The 16,480-nt window shown below is 64.7% G+C and carries 15 protein-coding genes; 6 read left to right on the top strand and 9 right to left on the bottom strand.

The window, feature by feature from the left end; genetic code table 11:
* Positions 1-4 precede the first annotated feature (4 nt).
* Positions 5-931, bottom strand: a complete 927-nt coding sequence (locus NG698_RS11255) for a carbohydrate ABC transporter permease (protein WP_252609788.1) — start codon at positions 929-931, stop codon at positions 5-7.
* 10 nt (positions 932-941) lie between these two features.
* Positions 942-1,883 (bottom strand): carbohydrate ABC transporter permease, encoded by a 942-nt coding sequence (locus tag NG698_RS11260; RefSeq protein ID WP_252609789.1) that lies wholly within the window; start codon positions 1,881-1,883, stop codon positions 942-944.
* Between the two features lie 210 nt (positions 1,884-2,093).
* On the opposite strand from NG698_RS11260, the gene NG698_RS11265 reads away from it, so the two are divergent.
* Both NG698_RS11265 and NG698_RS11270 read left to right on the top strand, forming a co-directional pair.
* The gene (locus tag NG698_RS11265; RefSeq protein WP_252600329.1) at positions 2,094-3,293 is read left to right on the top strand and encodes a Gfo/Idh/MocA family protein; all 1,200 of its coding nucleotides are present in this window, start codon (positions 2,094-2,096) and stop codon (positions 3,291-3,293) included.
* A gap of 17 nt (positions 3,294-3,310) precedes the next feature.
* A complete protein-coding gene (locus tag NG698_RS11270) occupies positions 3,311-4,330 on the top strand; it encodes a LacI family DNA-binding transcriptional regulator (RefSeq protein ID WP_252609791.1) in 1,020 nt (339 codons plus the stop codon).
* Here NG698_RS11270 and NG698_RS11275 read toward each other — a convergent pair.
* From NG698_RS11275 to acs, 5 genes are all read right to left on the bottom strand, one after another.
* Entirely contained in the window at positions 4,327-5,115 is a 789-nt protein-coding gene (locus tag NG698_RS11275; RefSeq protein WP_252600333.1) for a DeoR/GlpR family DNA-binding transcription regulator, read from the bottom strand. The two genes, NG698_RS11270 and NG698_RS11275, sit on opposite strands and share 4 nt — an antisense overlap.
* Before the next feature lie 55 nt (positions 5,116-5,170).
* Positions 5,171-6,085 (bottom strand): carbohydrate ABC transporter permease, encoded by a 915-nt coding sequence (locus NG698_RS11280; protein WP_252600334.1) that lies wholly within the window; start codon positions 6,083-6,085, stop codon positions 5,171-5,173.
* Positions 6,082-7,053 (bottom strand): carbohydrate ABC transporter permease, encoded by a 972-nt coding sequence (locus NG698_RS11285; protein WP_056346189.1) that lies wholly within the window; start codon positions 7,051-7,053, stop codon positions 6,082-6,084. The genes NG698_RS11280 and NG698_RS11285 overlap by 4 nt, the downstream gene beginning before the upstream one ends.
* A 130-nt stretch (positions 7,054-7,183) precedes the next feature.
* Positions 7,184-8,494, bottom strand: a complete 1,311-nt coding sequence (locus NG698_RS11290) for an ABC transporter substrate-binding protein (protein ID WP_252609793.1) — start codon at positions 8,492-8,494, stop codon at positions 7,184-7,186.
* 208 nt (positions 8,495-8,702) lie between these two features.
* The gene (gene acs, locus NG698_RS11295; RefSeq protein WP_252609795.1) at positions 8,703-10,712 is read right to left on the bottom strand and encodes an acetate--CoA ligase; all 2,010 of its coding nucleotides are present in this window, start codon (positions 10,710-10,712) and stop codon (positions 8,703-8,705) included.
* A gap of 405 nt (positions 10,713-11,117) precedes the next feature.
* Here acs and NG698_RS11300 point away from each other — a divergent pair, with 405 nt between their 5' ends.
* From NG698_RS11300 to NG698_RS11310, 3 genes are read left to right on the top strand one after another with little or no spacing between them, the layout of a single operon-like run.
* Positions 11,118-12,425, top strand: coding sequence for a hypothetical protein (locus tag NG698_RS11300; protein ID WP_252609797.1), 1,308 nt, complete (start codon positions 11,118-11,120; stop codon positions 12,423-12,425).
* An 8-nt stretch (positions 12,426-12,433) separates the two neighbouring features.
* A complete protein-coding gene (gene nth, locus NG698_RS11305) occupies positions 12,434-13,258 on the top strand; it encodes an endonuclease III (protein ID WP_252609799.1) in 825 nt (274 codons plus the stop codon).
* The gene (locus tag NG698_RS11310) at positions 13,255-13,932 is read left to right on the top strand and encodes an NUDIX hydrolase (RefSeq protein ID WP_252609801.1); all 678 of its coding nucleotides are present in this window, start codon (positions 13,255-13,257) and stop codon (positions 13,930-13,932) included. Before nth ends, NG698_RS11310 begins: the two co-directional genes overlap by 4 nt.
* Positions 13,933-14,048: 116 nt before the next feature.
* Here the strand turns inward: NG698_RS11310 and NG698_RS11315 are convergent, their stop codons facing one another.
* Positions 14,049-14,351, bottom strand: a complete 303-nt coding sequence (locus NG698_RS11315; RefSeq protein WP_308293031.1) for a YegP family protein — start codon at positions 14,349-14,351, stop codon at positions 14,049-14,051.
* A 30-nt stretch (positions 14,352-14,381) separates the two neighbouring features.
* Positions 14,382-16,094, bottom strand: a complete 1,713-nt coding sequence (locus tag NG698_RS11320; RefSeq protein ID WP_252609802.1) for a bifunctional 3'-5' exonuclease/DNA polymerase — start codon at positions 16,092-16,094, stop codon at positions 14,382-14,384.
* Positions 16,095-16,190: 96 nt separating this feature from the next.
* Here NG698_RS11320 and NG698_RS11325 point away from each other — a divergent pair, with 96 nt between their 5' ends.
* Complete coding sequence (locus tag NG698_RS11325; protein ID WP_252603279.1) at positions 16,191-16,406, top strand: AsnC family protein; 216 nt, start codon at positions 16,191-16,193, stop codon at positions 16,404-16,406.
* Positions 16,407-16,480: the final 74 nt, after the last annotated feature.

A 16,480-nucleotide genomic window follows, 5' to 3' on the forward strand; every position in this document is an offset into this window, starting at 1 on the left:
GTGGTTACTTGATGCCGGAGAAGCCGATGGAGTTGACGATCTTCTTGCCGAAGGCGGCGAAGAGGATCAGGACGGGCAGGGCCGAAACCAGGGTGGCGGCCATCAGGCCTGACCAGTCCGGGGAACCCTGCGGTGCCTGTGATTTGAAGACCCCGAGGCCCACCTGCAGGACGCGCACGTCATCCTGGGATCCGACGAGGAGCGGCCAGAAGTATTCATTCCACTGGCCGATGAAGGTGAGCAGGGCAAGGGTGGCGATTGGTGCTGCGGCGTTGGGAAGCACAATCTGGAAGAAGATGCGGAGGTGCTTGGCGCCGTCGAGCATGGCTGCCTCTTCGACCTCGCGGGACATGTTCAGGAAGAACTGGCGGAGGAAGAAGATGGCGAACGGAGTCATAAAGACGTAGGGCAGGACCATGCCGAGCATTGTGTTGAGCAGGTCCAGGTTCTTGATCAGCAGGAAGTTGGGCAGGGCGGTGAAGATCGGCGGGACCAGCATGGTGCCCAGGAATAGGCTGAACACCGCGTTCCGGCCCCTCCAGCGCAGCCGGGCAAGGGCGTAGGCGGCCATGGCGCTGAAGAATACGGCCCCGGCGGTGGTGATGGACGAGAAGATGATGGAGTTCTTCAGGTACAGCCAGAAATCGATGGTGGCACCGGAACCGCCCTCGGCGATGGCGTCCGCGGGGCTCTGCAGCCCGAACACCCGCATAAAGGCGCCGAACGTGAAATCGGCGGGAAGCAGGCTGGCTGAGTTGGCGGCCAGTGCCGAATTGGTGGACAGTGCCGTCCGCAGCACCCAGAGGAACGGGAGGACGGAGACTGCGATGGCCAGGACCAGGAGGGCCCAGGCGCCTGCGCGGCGGGGGTTGAACGGACGACGGCGGCGGGCCGGGGCATGCAGCGGTGCGCGGCTGGTGGTGGATGTCATGGGGGACTCCTTAGTCCAGGTCCGACTCGTTGCCCTTGAGGAACTTCATCTGGATGAAGGCCACCAGGGCGAGGATGAGGAAGAGAATGACGGCGATGGCGGATCCGTAACCGAAGTCCGACTCGGTGAAGGCCCGCTGGTAGATGTAGTACTGGATCACGCGGGTGGCGTTCACCGGTCCGCCCTGGGTAGTGACGGCCACGGTGTCGAAGACCTGGAAGGAGCCGATCACGGTCACCACGAGGACCAGCACCAGGACCGGGCGGAGCAGCGGAATGGTGATCTTGCGGAAGGTCTGGAACGCTGAGGCGCCGTCGAGTTTTGCGACCTCATAGATGTTGCCGGGGATGGCCTGCAGGCCGGCAAAGATGAGCAGCGCGGTGTAGCCCATGTGCCGCCAGGTGTTGATGACTGCCTGGGTGGGGATGGCCCACTCTTCGCTGCCGAAGAACGCGACGCGGGGGAGGCCGGCCCATTCGATGAACTGGTTGACCACGCCGATCTGATAATCGAGCATCCAGAACCAGAGCAGCGCCGCGATGACGTTGGACATCAGGTAGGGCAGGAGCAGAGCGCCGCGGATGAGCGTGGACTTGGCGACCTGGTGCATCAGTAGGGCCAGTCCCAGTGCCAGCGCTGTCTGGAGGACGATGTTGATGAGGACGTACTGGCCGGTGACGGCCAGGGAATTCCAGAACAGCGGGTCCTTGGCGATCGCCGTGTAGTTGTCCATCCCCACCCATGTTGGGTCTCCGAGGATGTTGTACTCCGTGAAGCTCAAGTACACGCCGCGGATGGTTGGGACAACGTAGAAGAAGATGAACCCGATCATTGCCGGGGCGATGAAGAACAGGGCGATCTTGAGGTCGCCGATCCGGCGGTAACCGCCGCGCGGCTTGGGTGCTCCGGTCTGGGGCGGGGCGGATCTCGCGTTTTTGGCAAGGGTGGTCATCGTCGACCCTTTCCTGACTGTGATGTGGATAACAACTGCTGAGGAATCTACACGAGTAGATCAAGAGTGGCAAGTGTTAGTTTTTCTTTTATTTCTAGAGGGATTATCCAGTCGATAGGGCATTGACTCGAGTAGATTCGAATGAAACACTGAAATCCTGATGGACAGCGCTTGCCGGCGCTCCGTTACAGCATCCAGGGAAGGCAAACAATGACGTTTTCAATCGGCGTAGTAGGAGTTGGCCAGTTCGGCGGCCAGTTCGCGCACCTCTTCAATCTCCACCCCGGCGTCAGCGACGTCTATGTGGTGGACGAGCTTCCGGAACGCGCGGCCGAGGCCGTGGACCGGTACCGCCTGGCGGGGTCCGAGGCGAGCTTTGAGGACCTCCTCGCCTCCGACGTCGACGCCGTGGCCATCTTCACGCAGCGCTGGACGCACGGTCCGCTGGTGGAGCAGGCGCTCCGCGCCGGTAAGCACGTCTATTCAGCCGTCCCCATGGCCATCTCCGAGGAAGAAATCGCCCGGATCATCGACGCCGTCCGTGAAACCGGGCTGGTCTACATGATGGGGGAGACCAGTTACTACAACCCGGCCACGGTCTACGCACGCAAGCAGCATGCGGCCGGCTGCTTCGGGCGGATCTTCTACACCGAAGGAGACTACGTCCACGACATGGACCTGGGCTTTTACGATGCCTACCAGTACAGCGGCGGTGATCGCTGGAAGGAAACCGCCAGCTACCCGCCGATGCTGTACCCGACGCACGCGGTCGGGGGAGTCCTCGGCGCCGTCCCCGCCCACGCCGTCAGCGTCAGCTGCGTCGGAGTCAAGGATGACCGCAACGACGGCGTCTTCGACAAGGAAGTCAGCATGTTCGGCAACGACTTCTCGAACGCCACGGCCCTCTTCGAACTCAACGACGGCGGCGTTATGCGCACCAATGAGATGCGCCGCGTGGGCTACCCATCACACATCAGGGAGTCCCGGTTCAGGTTCTTCGGGACGGAGGCCAGCTTTGAACAGCTTGCAAAAGTCACGGTCTGGCAGGACAAGGAAAACGTCCAAGACATTTCCGAGCAGTTCGAAACCCGGCCCAGTATGTCCCTCGATGACCCGTCGCTGGCCAACGTTGCGCCGGAACTGAGGGACGCCTTCGTGTCCGGACTCTCGCCGGTCCATGACGCTGATCGGCTGCCGGAGGAGTTCCGTGGCGCACCGAACGGCCACGAGGGAAGCCACCATTTCCTCGTGGATGACTTCGTGACCGCGGTCAACACCGGCACCCTGCCGCCGGTCAACGCCTGGGTTGCCGCCCGATTCACGCTGCCCGGCATCGTGGCGCACCAGTCCGCCCTCCGCGGCGGAGAGCGGCTTCCCATCCGTGACTTCGGCGACGCGCCGGGGATCTGATAGCTAGCATGTACACCATGACGACTCCCGCATTGCAGGCCCCACGCGGCCCGGTGACCCGCAAGGATGTTGCCCGGTACGCGGGCGTCAGCACCGCCGTCGTCAGCTATGTAGTTAACGGCGGGCCCAAGAGAGTGGCGCCGGCCACGGAAGCGAAGGTCCAGGACGCCATCCGCCGGCTGGGGTACCGTCCGAACGCTGCCGCGCGGGCCCTGAAACTGGGATCCAGCGAAACAATAGGGCTGGTTATTCCGGACAACAGCAACCCTTTCTTCTCGCTGCTGGCACACGCTGTGGAAGATGCTGCCGCTGAACTGGGCTACGCCCTGCTGCTTACCAACTCGGATGGAAACCTCGCGAAGGAACTCCGGCATGTCCGCAACCTTGCGGCACGCCAGGTGGACGGCGTCATTCTGTCCAGTGTCTTGATGGAACCGGGCCTGGCGGACCTTGAATCGGCGGAGATACCTGTTGTTCTCCTGAACCACAGTGCCGATGCGCCCGGATTTAACAGCGTGGGCGTGGATCTGGTGGCGGGCGCAAAATCAGCCGTTGAACACTTGATCGGCCACGGACACACCAGTATCGCCCTCGCCATGGGTACAAACACCGGCAACTATTATGACGGCCGTGAAGAGGGCTGGCTGCAGGCTCTGGCGGGGGCAGGCCTGCCTGAAGGCCCCATTGTCCGTACCGCCTTCACCCGTGAAGGCGGCTACGCCGCAGGGAAACGCCTCCTGGCCTCCGCGAGCCGCCCGACGGCCATTTTTGCCACCTCTGACCTGCAGGCTGTCGGTATCCTCCGGGCACTCCATGAGGCGGGACTGTCGATCCCCAATGACATCGCCCTGGCGTCCTTCGACGGCTCAGCTGAAGCTGAGTACAGCTGGCCTCCCCTTACAACAGTGAAACAGCCGGCAAAGGCAATGGCGGAGGCCGCTGTCAGCGCCCTAATAGGCGCCCATCGCGGCCACGAATCGGAACATCTCATCTTTCCTGCCGAGTTGCAGATCCGGCAGTCCTGCGGCTGCCCCTAGGCTGCAGCGAGCCGAAGCCTGCCAACTTTCTCCCGCAGGACACGTTGCGCCTCGGAACCCAGCCCGGCGTCGCTGATGACCTCATCGGCCGCATCCAAGGGGGCGATGGTGCTGATGCCTAGCAGCCCCCACTTGGTGTGGTCGGCAAGGACCACGGTTTTCCGGGCGGCGGCGACGAACGCCCGATCCGTCTCGGCCTCCAGGAGGTTAGGTGTGGTGAAGCCGGCGTCGGCGTCCATGCCGTGCACGCCCAGGAACAGCACGTCCAGGTGCAGCTGTTTGAGCGCTGCAGTCGCGATGGGACCCACCAAAGCGTCCGACGGCGTCCGCTCGCCGCCGATCAGGATCACGGTTGATGCGAACCGGGCTGAGCCGCCGGACGCGGCGTGGTGGAAGAGATCAGCGATGCGCACGGAATTGGTGACCACCGTGATCCGAGGACCGTTCACGAGTTCCTTGGCAAGCGCCCACGTTGTGGTCCCGGCGCTGAGTCCGACGGCCATGCCCTCATGCACCAGACCCGCAGCCTCCAACGCGATAGCCCGTTTCTCCGCGGTCAACTGAGTGGACTTGAGCTCGAAGCCCGGCTCATGCGTACTGACATCGCCGGGGAGCTTGGCGCCGCCGTGGATACGCTCCAGTTTGCCACCCTCCTCCAGCAGCTCGATATCCCGGCGGACAGTCATCAGCGAAACGCCCAGTTGCTGGGCGAGGTCCGAGACGCGGACAACCCGTTCGCGCTGGACGGCGTCCACGATTGCCTGGTGGCGTGCTGCGGGGAGCATGTAATTCCTTTCGGGCTGAGGCGGGTGTGATATCCCCGTCACGTTCCATGATGGTCTAACCCTTGCTTGAACCAAGAGTCAGCCCCGCAACAAACTGCCGCTGCAGGAGCACATATATCACCAGCGTGGGAATGACAGTGATGACTGCGCCGGCGGCCAGGAGGTTGTAGTTGCTCAGGAATTCGCCCTGCAGGTTGTTGATGGCCGTGGTGATCGGAAGCCGGTTGCCGCTCTGGATGAAGATGAGGGGCCAGAAGTAGTCGTTGTAGATGAAGATGACCTGGAGCGTGCCGAGGGCGGCGAACGCCGGCCGGCAGAGCGGCATGATGATCTCCCGGTACTGCCGCCAGATGCCGGCCCCGTCCACCAGTGCGGCCTCCGTCAGGTCTGCGGAGAGCGCCTTCATGTAGTTGGACAGCACGAAGGTGCAGAAACCCATCTGGAAGGCGGTATTGACCGCGATCACAACGATGTAGGTGTTCAGCATGTTTCCGGAATCGCTGAATGAGTACGGCACTTCGAAGTGCTTTGCCATCTCGAACAGCGGAGCGGCGAGGACCTGCGGGGGAAGCAGGTTGCCGGCGGTGAACATGATGAGCAGCGTGATGTTGAACTTCCAGTTCACCCGGCTGACGGCGAAGGCCATGAGGGAGGCAAGGAACAGGGTCAGCAGCACGGCCGGGACGGTGATGATGACCGAGTTCCAGAAGTACGTGGAAAACCCGCCCTGGGTCCAGGCCTGGGAGAAGTTGTCGAAGTTGAAGTCGCCGGCGAAGCTGAAATAGCCGTACTGGTTTGTCGAGTCCACCGGACGGAGCGCGGTGAAAAGAGACCAACCCAGCGGGATCAGCCACATCACCGCCATAACGGCCAGGAAGATGTGGGTCCCGTAGTGGCGCTTCGGCCGGCTGCCGGAGCGGGGCGCAGCTGCGGCAGGAGTACGGCCGGTGCGGGCTGTGGTGGTGCTCATGCTTTGTTCTCCTTGCCGAAGGTGCGGCTGAGGTAGAAGACGATGGGAACAAGGGAGATGACCAGCAGCACCACTGCCAGTGCCGAGCCGACGCCGATCACCTGACCTTCGCCCACGAGGTTCTGGATCACCAGGGCGCTGAGCATTTCCAGGCCGTTGGTTCCGCGGTTGATGACGTAAACCACGTCAAAGGCGCGCAGCGATTCGATGATGGTGATTACCACGATGACGATATTGATGGGGCGCATGGCCGGGAACACCACGCGGAAGAAGGTCTGCACGGCGTTGGCTCCGTCGATGGCGGCGGCTTCCTTCAGGGTCGGATCCACGCCCTTCAGCCCGGCCAGGTACAGGAGCATCACGTAGCCGGCATGCCGCCAGGTCGCTGCAACCAGGGCGGCCCAGATGTTCACGGAGGAGTCCCCGAACCAGTCAACGGCCTGCGGTGTCCCTGCTGTGCCCAGGAGGAAGTTCAGGAGGCCGTTGTCGCGCTGGTAAAAGAGCTGCCAGATGATGCCGATCAGGGCCAGCGACAGCATCACGGGTGCGAAGAAAATGCTCTGGTAAATCCTGCTGCCGCGGATGTTCTGGTCCAGAAGTACGGCAAGCAACAGCCCCAGCGGCGTGGCAATCAGTGCCAGGAACAGGAGCCACAGCATGTTGTGCTGCACTGCTGGCCAGAACGGCGGGTAGTCCTGGGAGATGAACTGGTAGTTGTCCGTACCCGCCGGACGGATGTTGCCCAGGTCCAGGCCGTTCCACCGCGTGAAGCTGAGCCCCACGGACATCAGCGTCGGCAGCCACACGAGGGTCAGTTCGATCAGGGTGGGGATGCCCACCATCAGCGACAGGACGAGCTTGTCCCGTCCGGACAGGCGGCGGACCCGCCCCCCTTTTGCCCGGCGGATACGGCCGTTGCCGGGTTCCCGCGCCTCCGGCGGTATCAGTTCTTGTGCGGTGCTGCTCATGGAAGTCTTCCTCTTTGGGTGGGGACGCAGGAAGGGAACGACGGCGGGAGCCTGCGCCGCCGTCGTCGTTCCCTTCCTGGCTGGTCGCCTTGGAAACGGCGCTGACAGGGCTGGAAGTGCGGCCCTGGACTTACTGCGCGGCGTAGAGCGTTTTGGCCTGGGCCTCGAGGTTTTTGACGTCTATTTTGCCGTCCTTGATGAAGCTCTGCAGGGCCGGGATCATCACGTTGTTGGCCATGGCGGGCAGGGCGTCCCGGTCGAAGAACTGGCTGATGTACTTCGCGTCCGCGATGGTGTCCGCACACTTCTTGTTGAGCGGGCTGAACTTGGACGTGTCCGTGCCCTTGGCGGTGGCGATGTTGGACGCATCCACGGCGGCGTAGGCGTCCTGGGCCTCGGCGGTGCCGAGGAACGCCATGAAGTCGCGGGCCGCCTTGTTGTCCCCGCCCTTTTTGGACAGCAGGAGGCCGTCAATGGGGGCTTCGACGGCGTCGCGGCCTTCCATGGCGATTTCCGGAAAGGCGAAGAAATCGATGTCCGCCAGCACCGCCGGGTCGGTGAATTGCTGGGTGACGAAGGAACCCAGCAGGTACATGCCGGTCTTCTTGGCTTCCAGCGCTTTGGCGGCGTCCTGCCAGGTCTGGCCGAGGGCTGCCGGATCCTGGAAGGGAAGGAGCGCCGCCCAGGTGTCGAAGACCGCGCTGACCTTTTGCTGGTCCCAGGATTCCTGGTGCGCGCACAGGTCCACATGGAACTGGTAGCCGTTGAGCCGCATGTTCATGTAGTCGAACGTGCCCATGGCCGGCCAGCCGTCCTTGTCGGCGAAGCCGATGGGAATGATGCCATCTGCCTTCATCTTCGTGGCGAGGGCCTTGAGGGCGTCAAAGGTCTCCGGCACCTGGTACCCCTTTTCGGCCCAGAGGCTCTTCCGGTAGAAGAACCCCCACGGGTAGTTGTAGTTGGGTACGAAGTACATCTTGCCGTCCGGTCCGGTGGAGGCTTTCTTCAGCGCATCGGAGTAGTTGCCGCCGATGGTCTCCCAGACGTCATCGATGGGCGCAAGGAGCCCTTTGCCTGCGTAGTACTGCATGCGATATCCGGCGAACCATGTGAACGTATCGTCCGGGGAGCCCTGCAGGTAGGAGTTGATCTTGTTCTGGAAATCATTGTGGGGCACCACGTTCGTGGTGACCTTCTTGCCGGTCTTGGCCGTGAAGGCGTCGGTGACAGCCTGGTACGCCCGCTTGGGGACGTCATCGGAGGACCCGGAACCGAAGGTAAGGCCGGAGGAGCCGGAACCCGTGGCGGATGGCGCACTTCCGCCCGTGCAGGCTGCGAGCAGTGGAATGCCGGCCAGGCCTGCTGCGCCTATGCCAACGGTCTTGAGGATGCTTCGCCTGCTGGGAAAAGCAGTTGCAGACGCATCAAACTGTGAAGCCATGTTCTCTCCCTTGAAAAATAGCCGCATGTGAGACGCCTCACATTGCATCTGACTATAAACGTTCAAAACAGAACATGGAAGAACGGGAAATAACATTCTTGGTGTTGATTTTTTTGAATCGTCCCAAACAGCGAGCGGCCCCGATTTTCCCGTGGGACGGGAGAATCGGGGCCACTCGATGGCGTCGGACTGGGTGGTGAGGCGGCTGTTACTTTCTGAGCGACTGCGCGATCTGCTGCATCACTGTGGTGTCGGCCAGGGTGGTGGCGTCGCCGGATTCGCGGCCTTCGGCGATGTCCTTGAGCAGGCGGCGGACGATCTTGCCGGAGCGGGTTTTGGGCAGTTCCGGGACCACGAGGATGGTTTTGGGCTTGGCGATGGGCCCGATTTCCTTGCCTACGTGGTTGCGGAGTTCCTGGATGGTGGCCTCGCCCTTGTCCACGGCGTCCCCGCGCAGGATCACGAACGCGACGACGGCCTGGCCGGTGGTTTCGTCGGCGGCGCCCACGACGGCGGCTTCGGCCACGGAGGGGTGGCTGACCAGGGCGGATTCGATCTCGGTGGTGGAGAGCCGGTGCCCGGAGATGTTCATAACGTCATCCACGCGGCCCAGGAGCCAGATGTCGCCGTCCTCGTCCTTCTTGGCGCCGTCGCCAGCGAAGTACATGCCTTCGAAGCGGGACCAGTAGGTCTCCTTGAACCGCTCGGGGTCGCCCCAGATGCCGCGGAGCATGGCGGGCCAGGGCTCCCGGATCACCAGGAAGCCGCCGTGGCCGTCCGGCACGGATTCGCCCTGCTCATCAACGACGTCCACCGCGATGCCGGGCAGCGGGGTCTGGGCCGAGCCGGGCTTCGTGGCGGTGACGCCGGGCAGCGGTGCGATCATCTGGGCGCCGGTTTCGGTCTGCCACCACGTGTCCACGATCGGTGCCTTGTTGCCGCCGATGACGTCCCGGTACCACATCCAGGCTTCCGGGTTGATGGATTCGCCCACGGAACCGAGGACCCGGAGGGAGGTCAGATCGTACTTGTCCGGGATGTCCCGTCCCCACTTCATGAAGGTCCGGATGGCCGTGGGGGCGGTGTACAGGATGGAGACCTTGTACTTCTCGATGATCTCCCACCAGCGGCCCTGGTGCGGGGAATCCGGGGTGCCTTCGTACATCACCTGTGTGGCGCCGTTGATGAGCGGGGCGTAGGCGACGTACGTGTGGCCGGTGACCCAGCCGACGTCGGCCGTGCACCAGAAGACATCCGTTTCGGGGTGGAGGTCGAACACGGCCTTGTGGGTGTAGGCGCCCTGGGTGAGGTAGCCGCCGGTGGTGTGCAGGATGCCCTTGGGCTTGCCCGTGGTGCCGGACGTGTACAGGATGAACAGCGGGTGTTCGGAGTCGTGTCCCACCGCTTTGTGCTCGGCGGAGGCCAGCTCCACGGTGTCCGCCCACCAGTGGTCCCGGCCTTCGTGCCAGTCCACGTTCTGGCCGTTGCGCTTGACCACCACAACGTTCTGGACCGTGTGCCCGTCGACGGAGAGGGCGTCGTCCACGGCGGTCTTCAGCGCGCTGGGCTTGCCGCGGCGATAGGTGCCGTCCGCGGTGACGACGAGCTTGGCTTCGGCGTCCTCGATCCGGGAGCGCAGGGCGTCGGCGGAGAAGCCGCCGAACACTACGGAGTGCACGGCACCGATGCGGGCGCAGGCCAGCAGCGTGATGATGGCCTCCGGGATCATGGGCAGGTAGACGGCCACCCGGTCACCTTTGCCAACGCCGAGGGACTCGAAGGCATTGGCGGCCTTCTTGACCTCTTCAGTGAGCTGGGCGTAGGTGTACGTGCGGGTGTCGCCGGGTTCGCCCTCGAAGTAGATGGCCACACGGCCGCCGAGGCCGTTCTCCACGTGGCGGTCCAGCGCGTTGTACGCGGCGTTGACCTCGCCGCCCACGAACCATTTGGCGAACGGCGGGTTGGACCAGTCCAGCGCCTGGTCGAAGTCTTTGCTCCAGGTGAGCAGTTCGCGGGCCTTCTTCGCCCAGAAAGCCGGGCGGCCGGCGTCGGCCTCTGCATAATCAGCGGCGGTGACAACGGCGTCGGCAGCGAATTCGGGGCTGGGGGCGAAAGTACGGTTTTCGTGCAGCAGGTTTTCAAAGGCGTCGCCCTGCTGGTCGGTCTGCACGGAAGCTGCGGGAGCGGTGGCCGTGGAGCCGGGAGTGTCCTGAGACATGGTGAACCTCATCATTCATCGGTCTTTTTAGCGGCTGCCGTCGCCCGGCCGTGCTCCGCCGCTTTGCGCGGCAGGGTAGCGGCCGATCACGGACATTCCGCAAAGAGCTGTTCCGAAATCAAGCCTAATACGCGCCGGGGCCGCGATGTGTTCGCTGTCACAAAGGCCCCCACGAACGGCATTTATTTAGCGGTGAATGGTTAAAGGACCCTGCCCACTGGCGTCCCGCCGCTGCGGATCAGCTAGTGATCGGCCATGCGGTTGACTAGGCTGAGATTGAATTGTGACTTTCTACGGAGCTGTCGGATCCGGTGTATCGCTGCCGGGCCTGGCCGTTTCCGCCGTTTCGGACGGCACAGTTTTGGGACGGAACCGTCCCGGTGCCGCCACGCTAAGGAGTACAGAATGAACCAGCAAAGCTTCGGCCGGAAGTTTGGTCGCACAACCGAGGCAGGGCCTGGCAGCACCCCGGGAGGCGGCTCAGCGAAGGGCGTGCAGAAGCCGGCCGGCGCCAAGCCGGGCACCACCAACCAGGCCGTGCTGGGTCCGTTCACGCTGCGGGACCTGACGGTTTTCGCCGCCACCCTCATTCTGCTGGTCGCCTCGCTGCTGCCCATCTTCTTCGGCCGGTTTAATCTCTGGAATGCAGGCAGCCTGTTCTTCCTGGGTCTCGGCATTGTGCTGCCGCTGATTGTCACGGCACTCTTTGCTGCCCGCCGGCTCGCTCCCGCCACGAGGGTCCGCATCGGTTCGCTGTCCGTTGACCAGTTTGGGTCTGTGGTGGCTTCCTTTGCACTGGCGTTCTTCTTCGTTTCCACGGCCGCGGCCTTTGTGCCCAGCCTGTTGGTGGGCCTGGTGGGTTCCGTCGTGCTGTTCGCGGGCACCGTGCTGAGCCGCTTCATTCCGTACTTCGCCGGCGACTTCCTGGGGCGCGACGAAACCCCGGCCCACGTGATGGCGCGCGACTCGGCTGTCCCGCTGCCCAAGCCGCACACGCCCAAGGAACCCAAGGCTGCGACCACGCCCGTTCCGGAGGCTTCCGCGCCTGTTGCCGCATCTTCAGCGGCGGCAACTTCTGCGCGTGCCGCCACCCCCACCGCTTCAGCCGGGGCCTTTTCCGCCGCGCCCACCTCACCGGCTGCGTCAGCAGCCGTCTCTTCCGCCCCGGAGGTCACCGAGTGGTCCGCTGCCGGTGACGCGAGCCCCGCAACCCAGGCGGCCGACGTCGTGCCTTCCCCTCCAGCGACGGGCACCTCCACGGCGCCCGCCGTTGCGGAGACGTCTGCGGGTGACATCCCGACGGCGGCTGCGGCTGCCCCTGCGCCGACCCCTACGGCGTCCGCCGCCGCTGCCCCTGAGGCAGCAACCCACGACGCCGGCACAGGCGTCGCTGCCTCGGCTCGCCAGTCTGCCGCGGAACCTGCAGCGACGGCCGTGCATCAGCAGGTGCGCCGCGTGGAGCCCATCGGCGCCACCGTGGATCCGGCATCCAGGCCGGAAGAATCGTACGAAGAGCCTGCGCATGAGGCGTTCTGGTTTGCCGTGGCACAGCACCGGACCGCGGTGGACCCCCAGACCGGCGCCCCCGCCTTTGTGATTGAACCGGGCGGCTGGGTGCTGGCCCTGGAAGACCGGGGCCACGAATTCCTGGTCCAGCACACCGACGGACGGGTGGGCGTGCTGCGCGACCTCAGCAACATCGAGCGCGGCTAACCGGCCCCGTGGCCACGTCCCGTAGACCCGGATCCGGCCCGGCCACAACAGCCCCGGAGTCTTTGCTGGCGTTGAAGCGCCGGGCGCGGCGGATCAACAAGGCCCTGGCGGAGAAGTATCCCTATGCCCACGCGGAGCTGGATTTCCGAAACCCGTTTGAACTGGTCGTGGCCACCGTCCTGTCGGCCCAGACCACCGATGTGCTGGTCAACCGGGTCACCAAGATCCTGTTCGCGCGGTACCCGGACGCCCGGGCCATGTCAGAGGCCGATCCCGCCGAGCTGGAAGCGATCCTGCAGCCCACCGGCTTTTTCCGGGCCAAAACGAAGAGCGTGCTGGCCCTGAGCACCCGCCTGGTGGACGAGTACGACGGCGTGGTCCCCGGCCGTCTGGAAGACCTGGTGACGCTGCCGGCAGTGGGGCGTAAGACCGCCAATGTGGTGCTGGGCAATGCCTTCGGCGTCCCCGGGATCACTGTGGATACCCACTTCGGCCGGCTCGCACGGCGCTTCGGCTGGACCGCGTCCGAGGACCCGCTACAGGTCGAATTCGACGTCGCTGAACTGTTTGAGCGCAAGGACTGGACCATGCTCTCGCATCGGGTGGTGTTCCATGGGCGGCGTGTGTGCCACTCACGGAAGCCAGCCTGCGGCGCGTGTCCGGTAGCGAACTGGTGCCCCAGCTACGGGTTGGGCGAGACTGACCCCGTCAAAGCTGCCAAACTCCTTAAATACGAGTTGGCGCCCGGGAGCGAAAGCCTCCTGGAACGGTTGCTGGCCGAGACGCACCGCGCCGCTGAAATCCGGATGGAATCGCAGAGGCGGCTCCCGTGAGCGCACGCCAGGACCTGATCGACCTGGTGCGCAGATCGGACAGCGGCGACGTCACCGCGCCGAACACTGCCTGGGCGGCACTGACCGTAGATGAAACCATAGCCCGCAAGGCGGCAATCCTGATGCTTTTCGGTGTGCTGGACGACGTTCCCGCGGCCTCCGGCAAACCCCTGGCCGCGGCGGATCTTGATGTCCTGCTGCTGGAACGCGCGCACACCCTGGATTCCCACCCCGGCCAGGTCGCCTTTCCCGGCGGTTCCATCGACGAGGACGAAACCCCGGTTGCCGCGGCCCTTCGGGAAGCCGAGGAGGAGACCGGACTGGACTCCTCCGGTGTGGAGGTCCTGGGCGTGCTGCAGGAGCTTGGGCTGGCGCGCAGCAACTTCCTGGTGACGCCGGTGCTCGGATGGTGGGCGTCGCCGTCGCCGGTGCACGTGGTGGACTACGCCGAATCCGCCCAGGTTTTCCGGATCCCAGTCCGGGACCTGCTGGACCCGGCCAACCGGGTGACAGCCACGGTCAGCCGCGATGGCAGGACCTTCAGCAGCCCCGCCTTCGCCGTCAGCGGCGTGCTGGTCTGGGGCTTCACCGGGATCATTCTGGATGGACTCTTTGAGCAGCTGGGCTGGGCCGTGCCGTGGGACCGGACCCGGCTCCACGAGGTGGTCGTCTAACGTCGGTGTAGCTTCTAGGTTCGGGGTAGCTCGCAGTGTCGGTGTGGCCCGGCGGGACTGAGCCCGCCGGGTGTGCACCATGAGTGTGTGCGCCGGCTGAGCTGGCGCACACCGGCTTAGCTGGCGATCGGCTGCTGCCGAAGATCAATGACAATGCCGGTGGCCGCGTTTTCACGCAGTGCATTGATGCCGTCCTTCAGTGCACCGAGATGCTTGAAGTCGGGCGAAACTGCCACGATATTCCCGTTTGAGTCGGTGAGCCTCAGCCGAAAGCACTCGTCACTTACGCGATGTATTTCAAACCTGCCAGCCATATGCCGGATCTCCCCTGATATGCGTCTTTGCATGAATAGCTGGACCGTCTGCTTCAGTCCTGCACTGATGTAATCATGGTCACAGCGGTTCGACCAGCTACTCACGGGTAGGTTTCTTCCGGCTAACCGAATTTGCTATTTTGCGTGGTCGTAGGAGTCCACCACGGCCACGCTGACAGGGAATTCCACCGGGATGGGGCCGAACAGCAGTTCCTTCGCGGCGGCGGCAGCTTCCTCGATGACCCGGATGCAGGCCTGGACGCCAGCCTCGGGGGCATGGACCATCACCTCGTCATGCAGGAAGAACACCAGCTCCGCCTGAACGGAACCGTCGGCACGCAAGGCCCGCAGTCGCCGTCGTAATTCCGCCAGCCAGCACGCCGCCCAGTCAGCGGCGGACCCCTGCACCACAAAGTTGCGGGTGAAGCGGCCGCGGGAACGGGCAATGGATTCCGCACGGCGTTGCTCCTCGGCAGTGGCCGACTGCTGGCTCCGGTACCACCCTTCCGACGGGGGCGGGCTGCTCCGGCCAAGCCGGGTGGTCACGGTGCCGCCAGCCTCGCCGTCGCGCGCCGCCTGCTCCACAAAGCCGACGGCGCGGGGGTAGGTCCGTGCCAGCTGCGGCATCAGGCGCCCCGATTCGCCCGTGGTGGCGCCATAAATGGCGCCGAGGAGGGCGACCTTCGCCTTGGCGCGATCGCCGCCGAAACCCTGGGCGGCGATGCCGGCGTACAGGTCCTGGTCGCGCGCTGCTTCCGCCATTTTGGAGTCCTGCGCCAGCGCCACCAGCACGCGGGGTTCCAGCTGGGAGGCGTCCGCGACGATGAGCTTGTGGCCGGGATCCGCATGGACGGCGCCGCGGATCTGCCGCGGGATCTGCAGGGCCCCGCCGCCCCGCGAGGCCCAGCGGCCGGACACCACACCGCCCACAACATACTCGGGCTGGAAGCGGCCCTTGGCTACCCATGCGTCCAGCCAGGCCCAGCCGTTGGCGGTGTGCAGGCGGGACAGTTTCTTGTAGGCGAGGAGCGGTTCGATGGCGGGGTGGCTGGACTCCATCAGCTCCCACTGCCGCGTGCTTTTCACCTCGATGCCGTTGCGGTGCAGGGCGCGCATCAGTTCCTGCGGCGAGTCCGGGTTCAGTCCGGGCGAGTTGAGCAGCCCCCGCAGTTCGGTGTTCAGGGCCTCCAGCTTCGCGGGGCGGTGACCGGACGGCGGGCGCGGCCCGAGGTGGCCGGCCAGGATTTGCTCGTGCAGGTCCTCGCGCCAAGGGACGCCGGTGTGCTGCATCTCCGCGGCGATCATGGCGCCGGCGGACTCGGCGGCCAGCAGCAGCTGGAGCCGCTTCCGCTTGTTTTCGTCCGGAGGCGCATCGGCCAGGGCAGCCTGCTGGGCGGCGTATTCTGCGCGGAGCTCCGCCAGGCCTTGCCGTGGGGCGCGGTGGCGGACATCGTCAAAGAGGGCGCCCTGATCCGCCGGCGGGGGCGGCGGCTGGAGGGCGCGGGGCGTCTCCTGGGGATCGTCCAACGATTCCTTGTCGGCGTTCCGCGCGTACTCCGTGTGGGCAGTGAACTGCGAATACGCCAGGATATTGCCGCACAGACCGAGGTCATAGCAGCGCTCCAGTTCCACACCGGCCGCCAGCAGGGCGGGGTACCAGTCCTGGGTCCGGTTCCAGATCCAGCGGGGCGGCGCCTCGCGGGGCCGGTTCTCCAGCTGGCGAACGACGCCGGCCAGCTCGCTTGCGCTGATGAGGCGCGGTTCGGGGCGGTCGGGGTGGGGATCGCCCGCCTGGGTGACCTGCTGGAGGGCTGCGCCGTGGGCGTGGGCGGCGAGCAGCAGATACATAGGTCCAATTCTGCCCTGTGGCGGGGACATTCAAGCCCCAATCCCCTGCCGTCAATATATGTTGACGCCCCTCCATTCGTCAACTAAAGTTGACGAATGGAGGTAGAAAGGATGAAAACGCTGGTCGCATCAATGGACGGGAAAGGTCCCGCTGAAGCGCTGTACGCAGTGGCGGAACTGCAGAAGGAGGTCCGCCGCGCCGAAGCGGCCCTGGTTCGCAAGGCGAGGCAGGCCGGTCTGTCTTGGGAAGCCATTGCCCTGTGCCTTGGGGTCAGTAAGCAGGCCGTCCACCGCAAATACGGGAAGCAGTAACGGCCCGGCCGTTCGGCCCGTCTTTCTGTCCGGCCTATCGGCCGGGTGGATGGAGTTGTCCACATACGGTGGCA

The organism is Pseudarthrobacter raffinosi (assembly GCF_023913735.1).
In the GTDB taxonomy this organism is placed as follows: domain Bacteria; phylum Actinomycetota; class Actinomycetes; order Actinomycetales; family Micrococcaceae; genus Arthrobacter; species Arthrobacter raffinosi.

Excerpts from the sequence above, each read along its gene's own strand:
- NG698_RS11290 (WP_252609793.1), bottom strand. The coding sequence starts at position 8,494 with ATGGCTTCACAGTTTGATGCGTCTGCAACTGCTTTTCCCAGCAGGCGA.
- NG698_RS11320 (WP_252609802.1), bottom strand. The coding sequence starts at position 16,094 with ATGTATCTGCTGCTCGCCGCCCACGCCCACGGCGCAGCCCTCCAGCAG.
- NG698_RS11325 (WP_252603279.1), top strand. The coding sequence starts at position 16,191 with ATGGAGGTAGAAAGGATGAAAACGCTGGTCGCATCAATGGACGGGAAA.
- NG698_RS11300 (WP_252609797.1), top strand. The coding sequence starts at position 11,118 with ATGAACCAGCAAAGCTTCGGCCGGAAGTTTGGTCGCACAACCGAGGCA.
- NG698_RS11275 (WP_252600333.1), bottom strand. The coding sequence starts at position 5,115 with ATGCTCCCCGCAGCACGCCACCAGGCAATCGTGGACGCCGTCCAGCGC.
- NG698_RS11285 (WP_056346189.1), bottom strand. The coding sequence starts at position 7,053 with ATGAGCAGCACCGCACAAGAACTGATACCGCCGGAGGCGCGGGAACCC.
- acs (WP_252609795.1), bottom strand. The coding sequence starts at position 10,712 with ATGTCTCAGGACACTCCCGGCTCCACGGCCACCGCTCCCGCAGCTTCC.
- NG698_RS11260 (WP_252609789.1), bottom strand. The coding sequence starts at position 1,883 with ATGACCACCCTTGCCAAAAACGCGAGATCCGCCCCGCCCCAGACCGGA.
- NG698_RS11265 (WP_252600329.1), top strand. The coding sequence starts at position 2,094 with ATGACGTTTTCAATCGGCGTAGTAGGAGTTGGCCAGTTCGGCGGCCAG.
- NG698_RS11280 (WP_252600334.1), bottom strand. The coding sequence starts at position 6,085 with ATGAGCACCACCACAGCCCGCACCGGCCGTACTCCTGCCGCAGCTGCG.
- NG698_RS11270 (WP_252609791.1), top strand. The coding sequence starts at position 3,311 with ATGACGACTCCCGCATTGCAGGCCCCACGCGGCCCGGTGACCCGCAAG.
- NG698_RS11255 (WP_252609788.1), bottom strand. The coding sequence starts at position 931 with ATGACATCCACCACCAGCCGCGCACCGCTGCATGCCCCGGCCCGCCGC.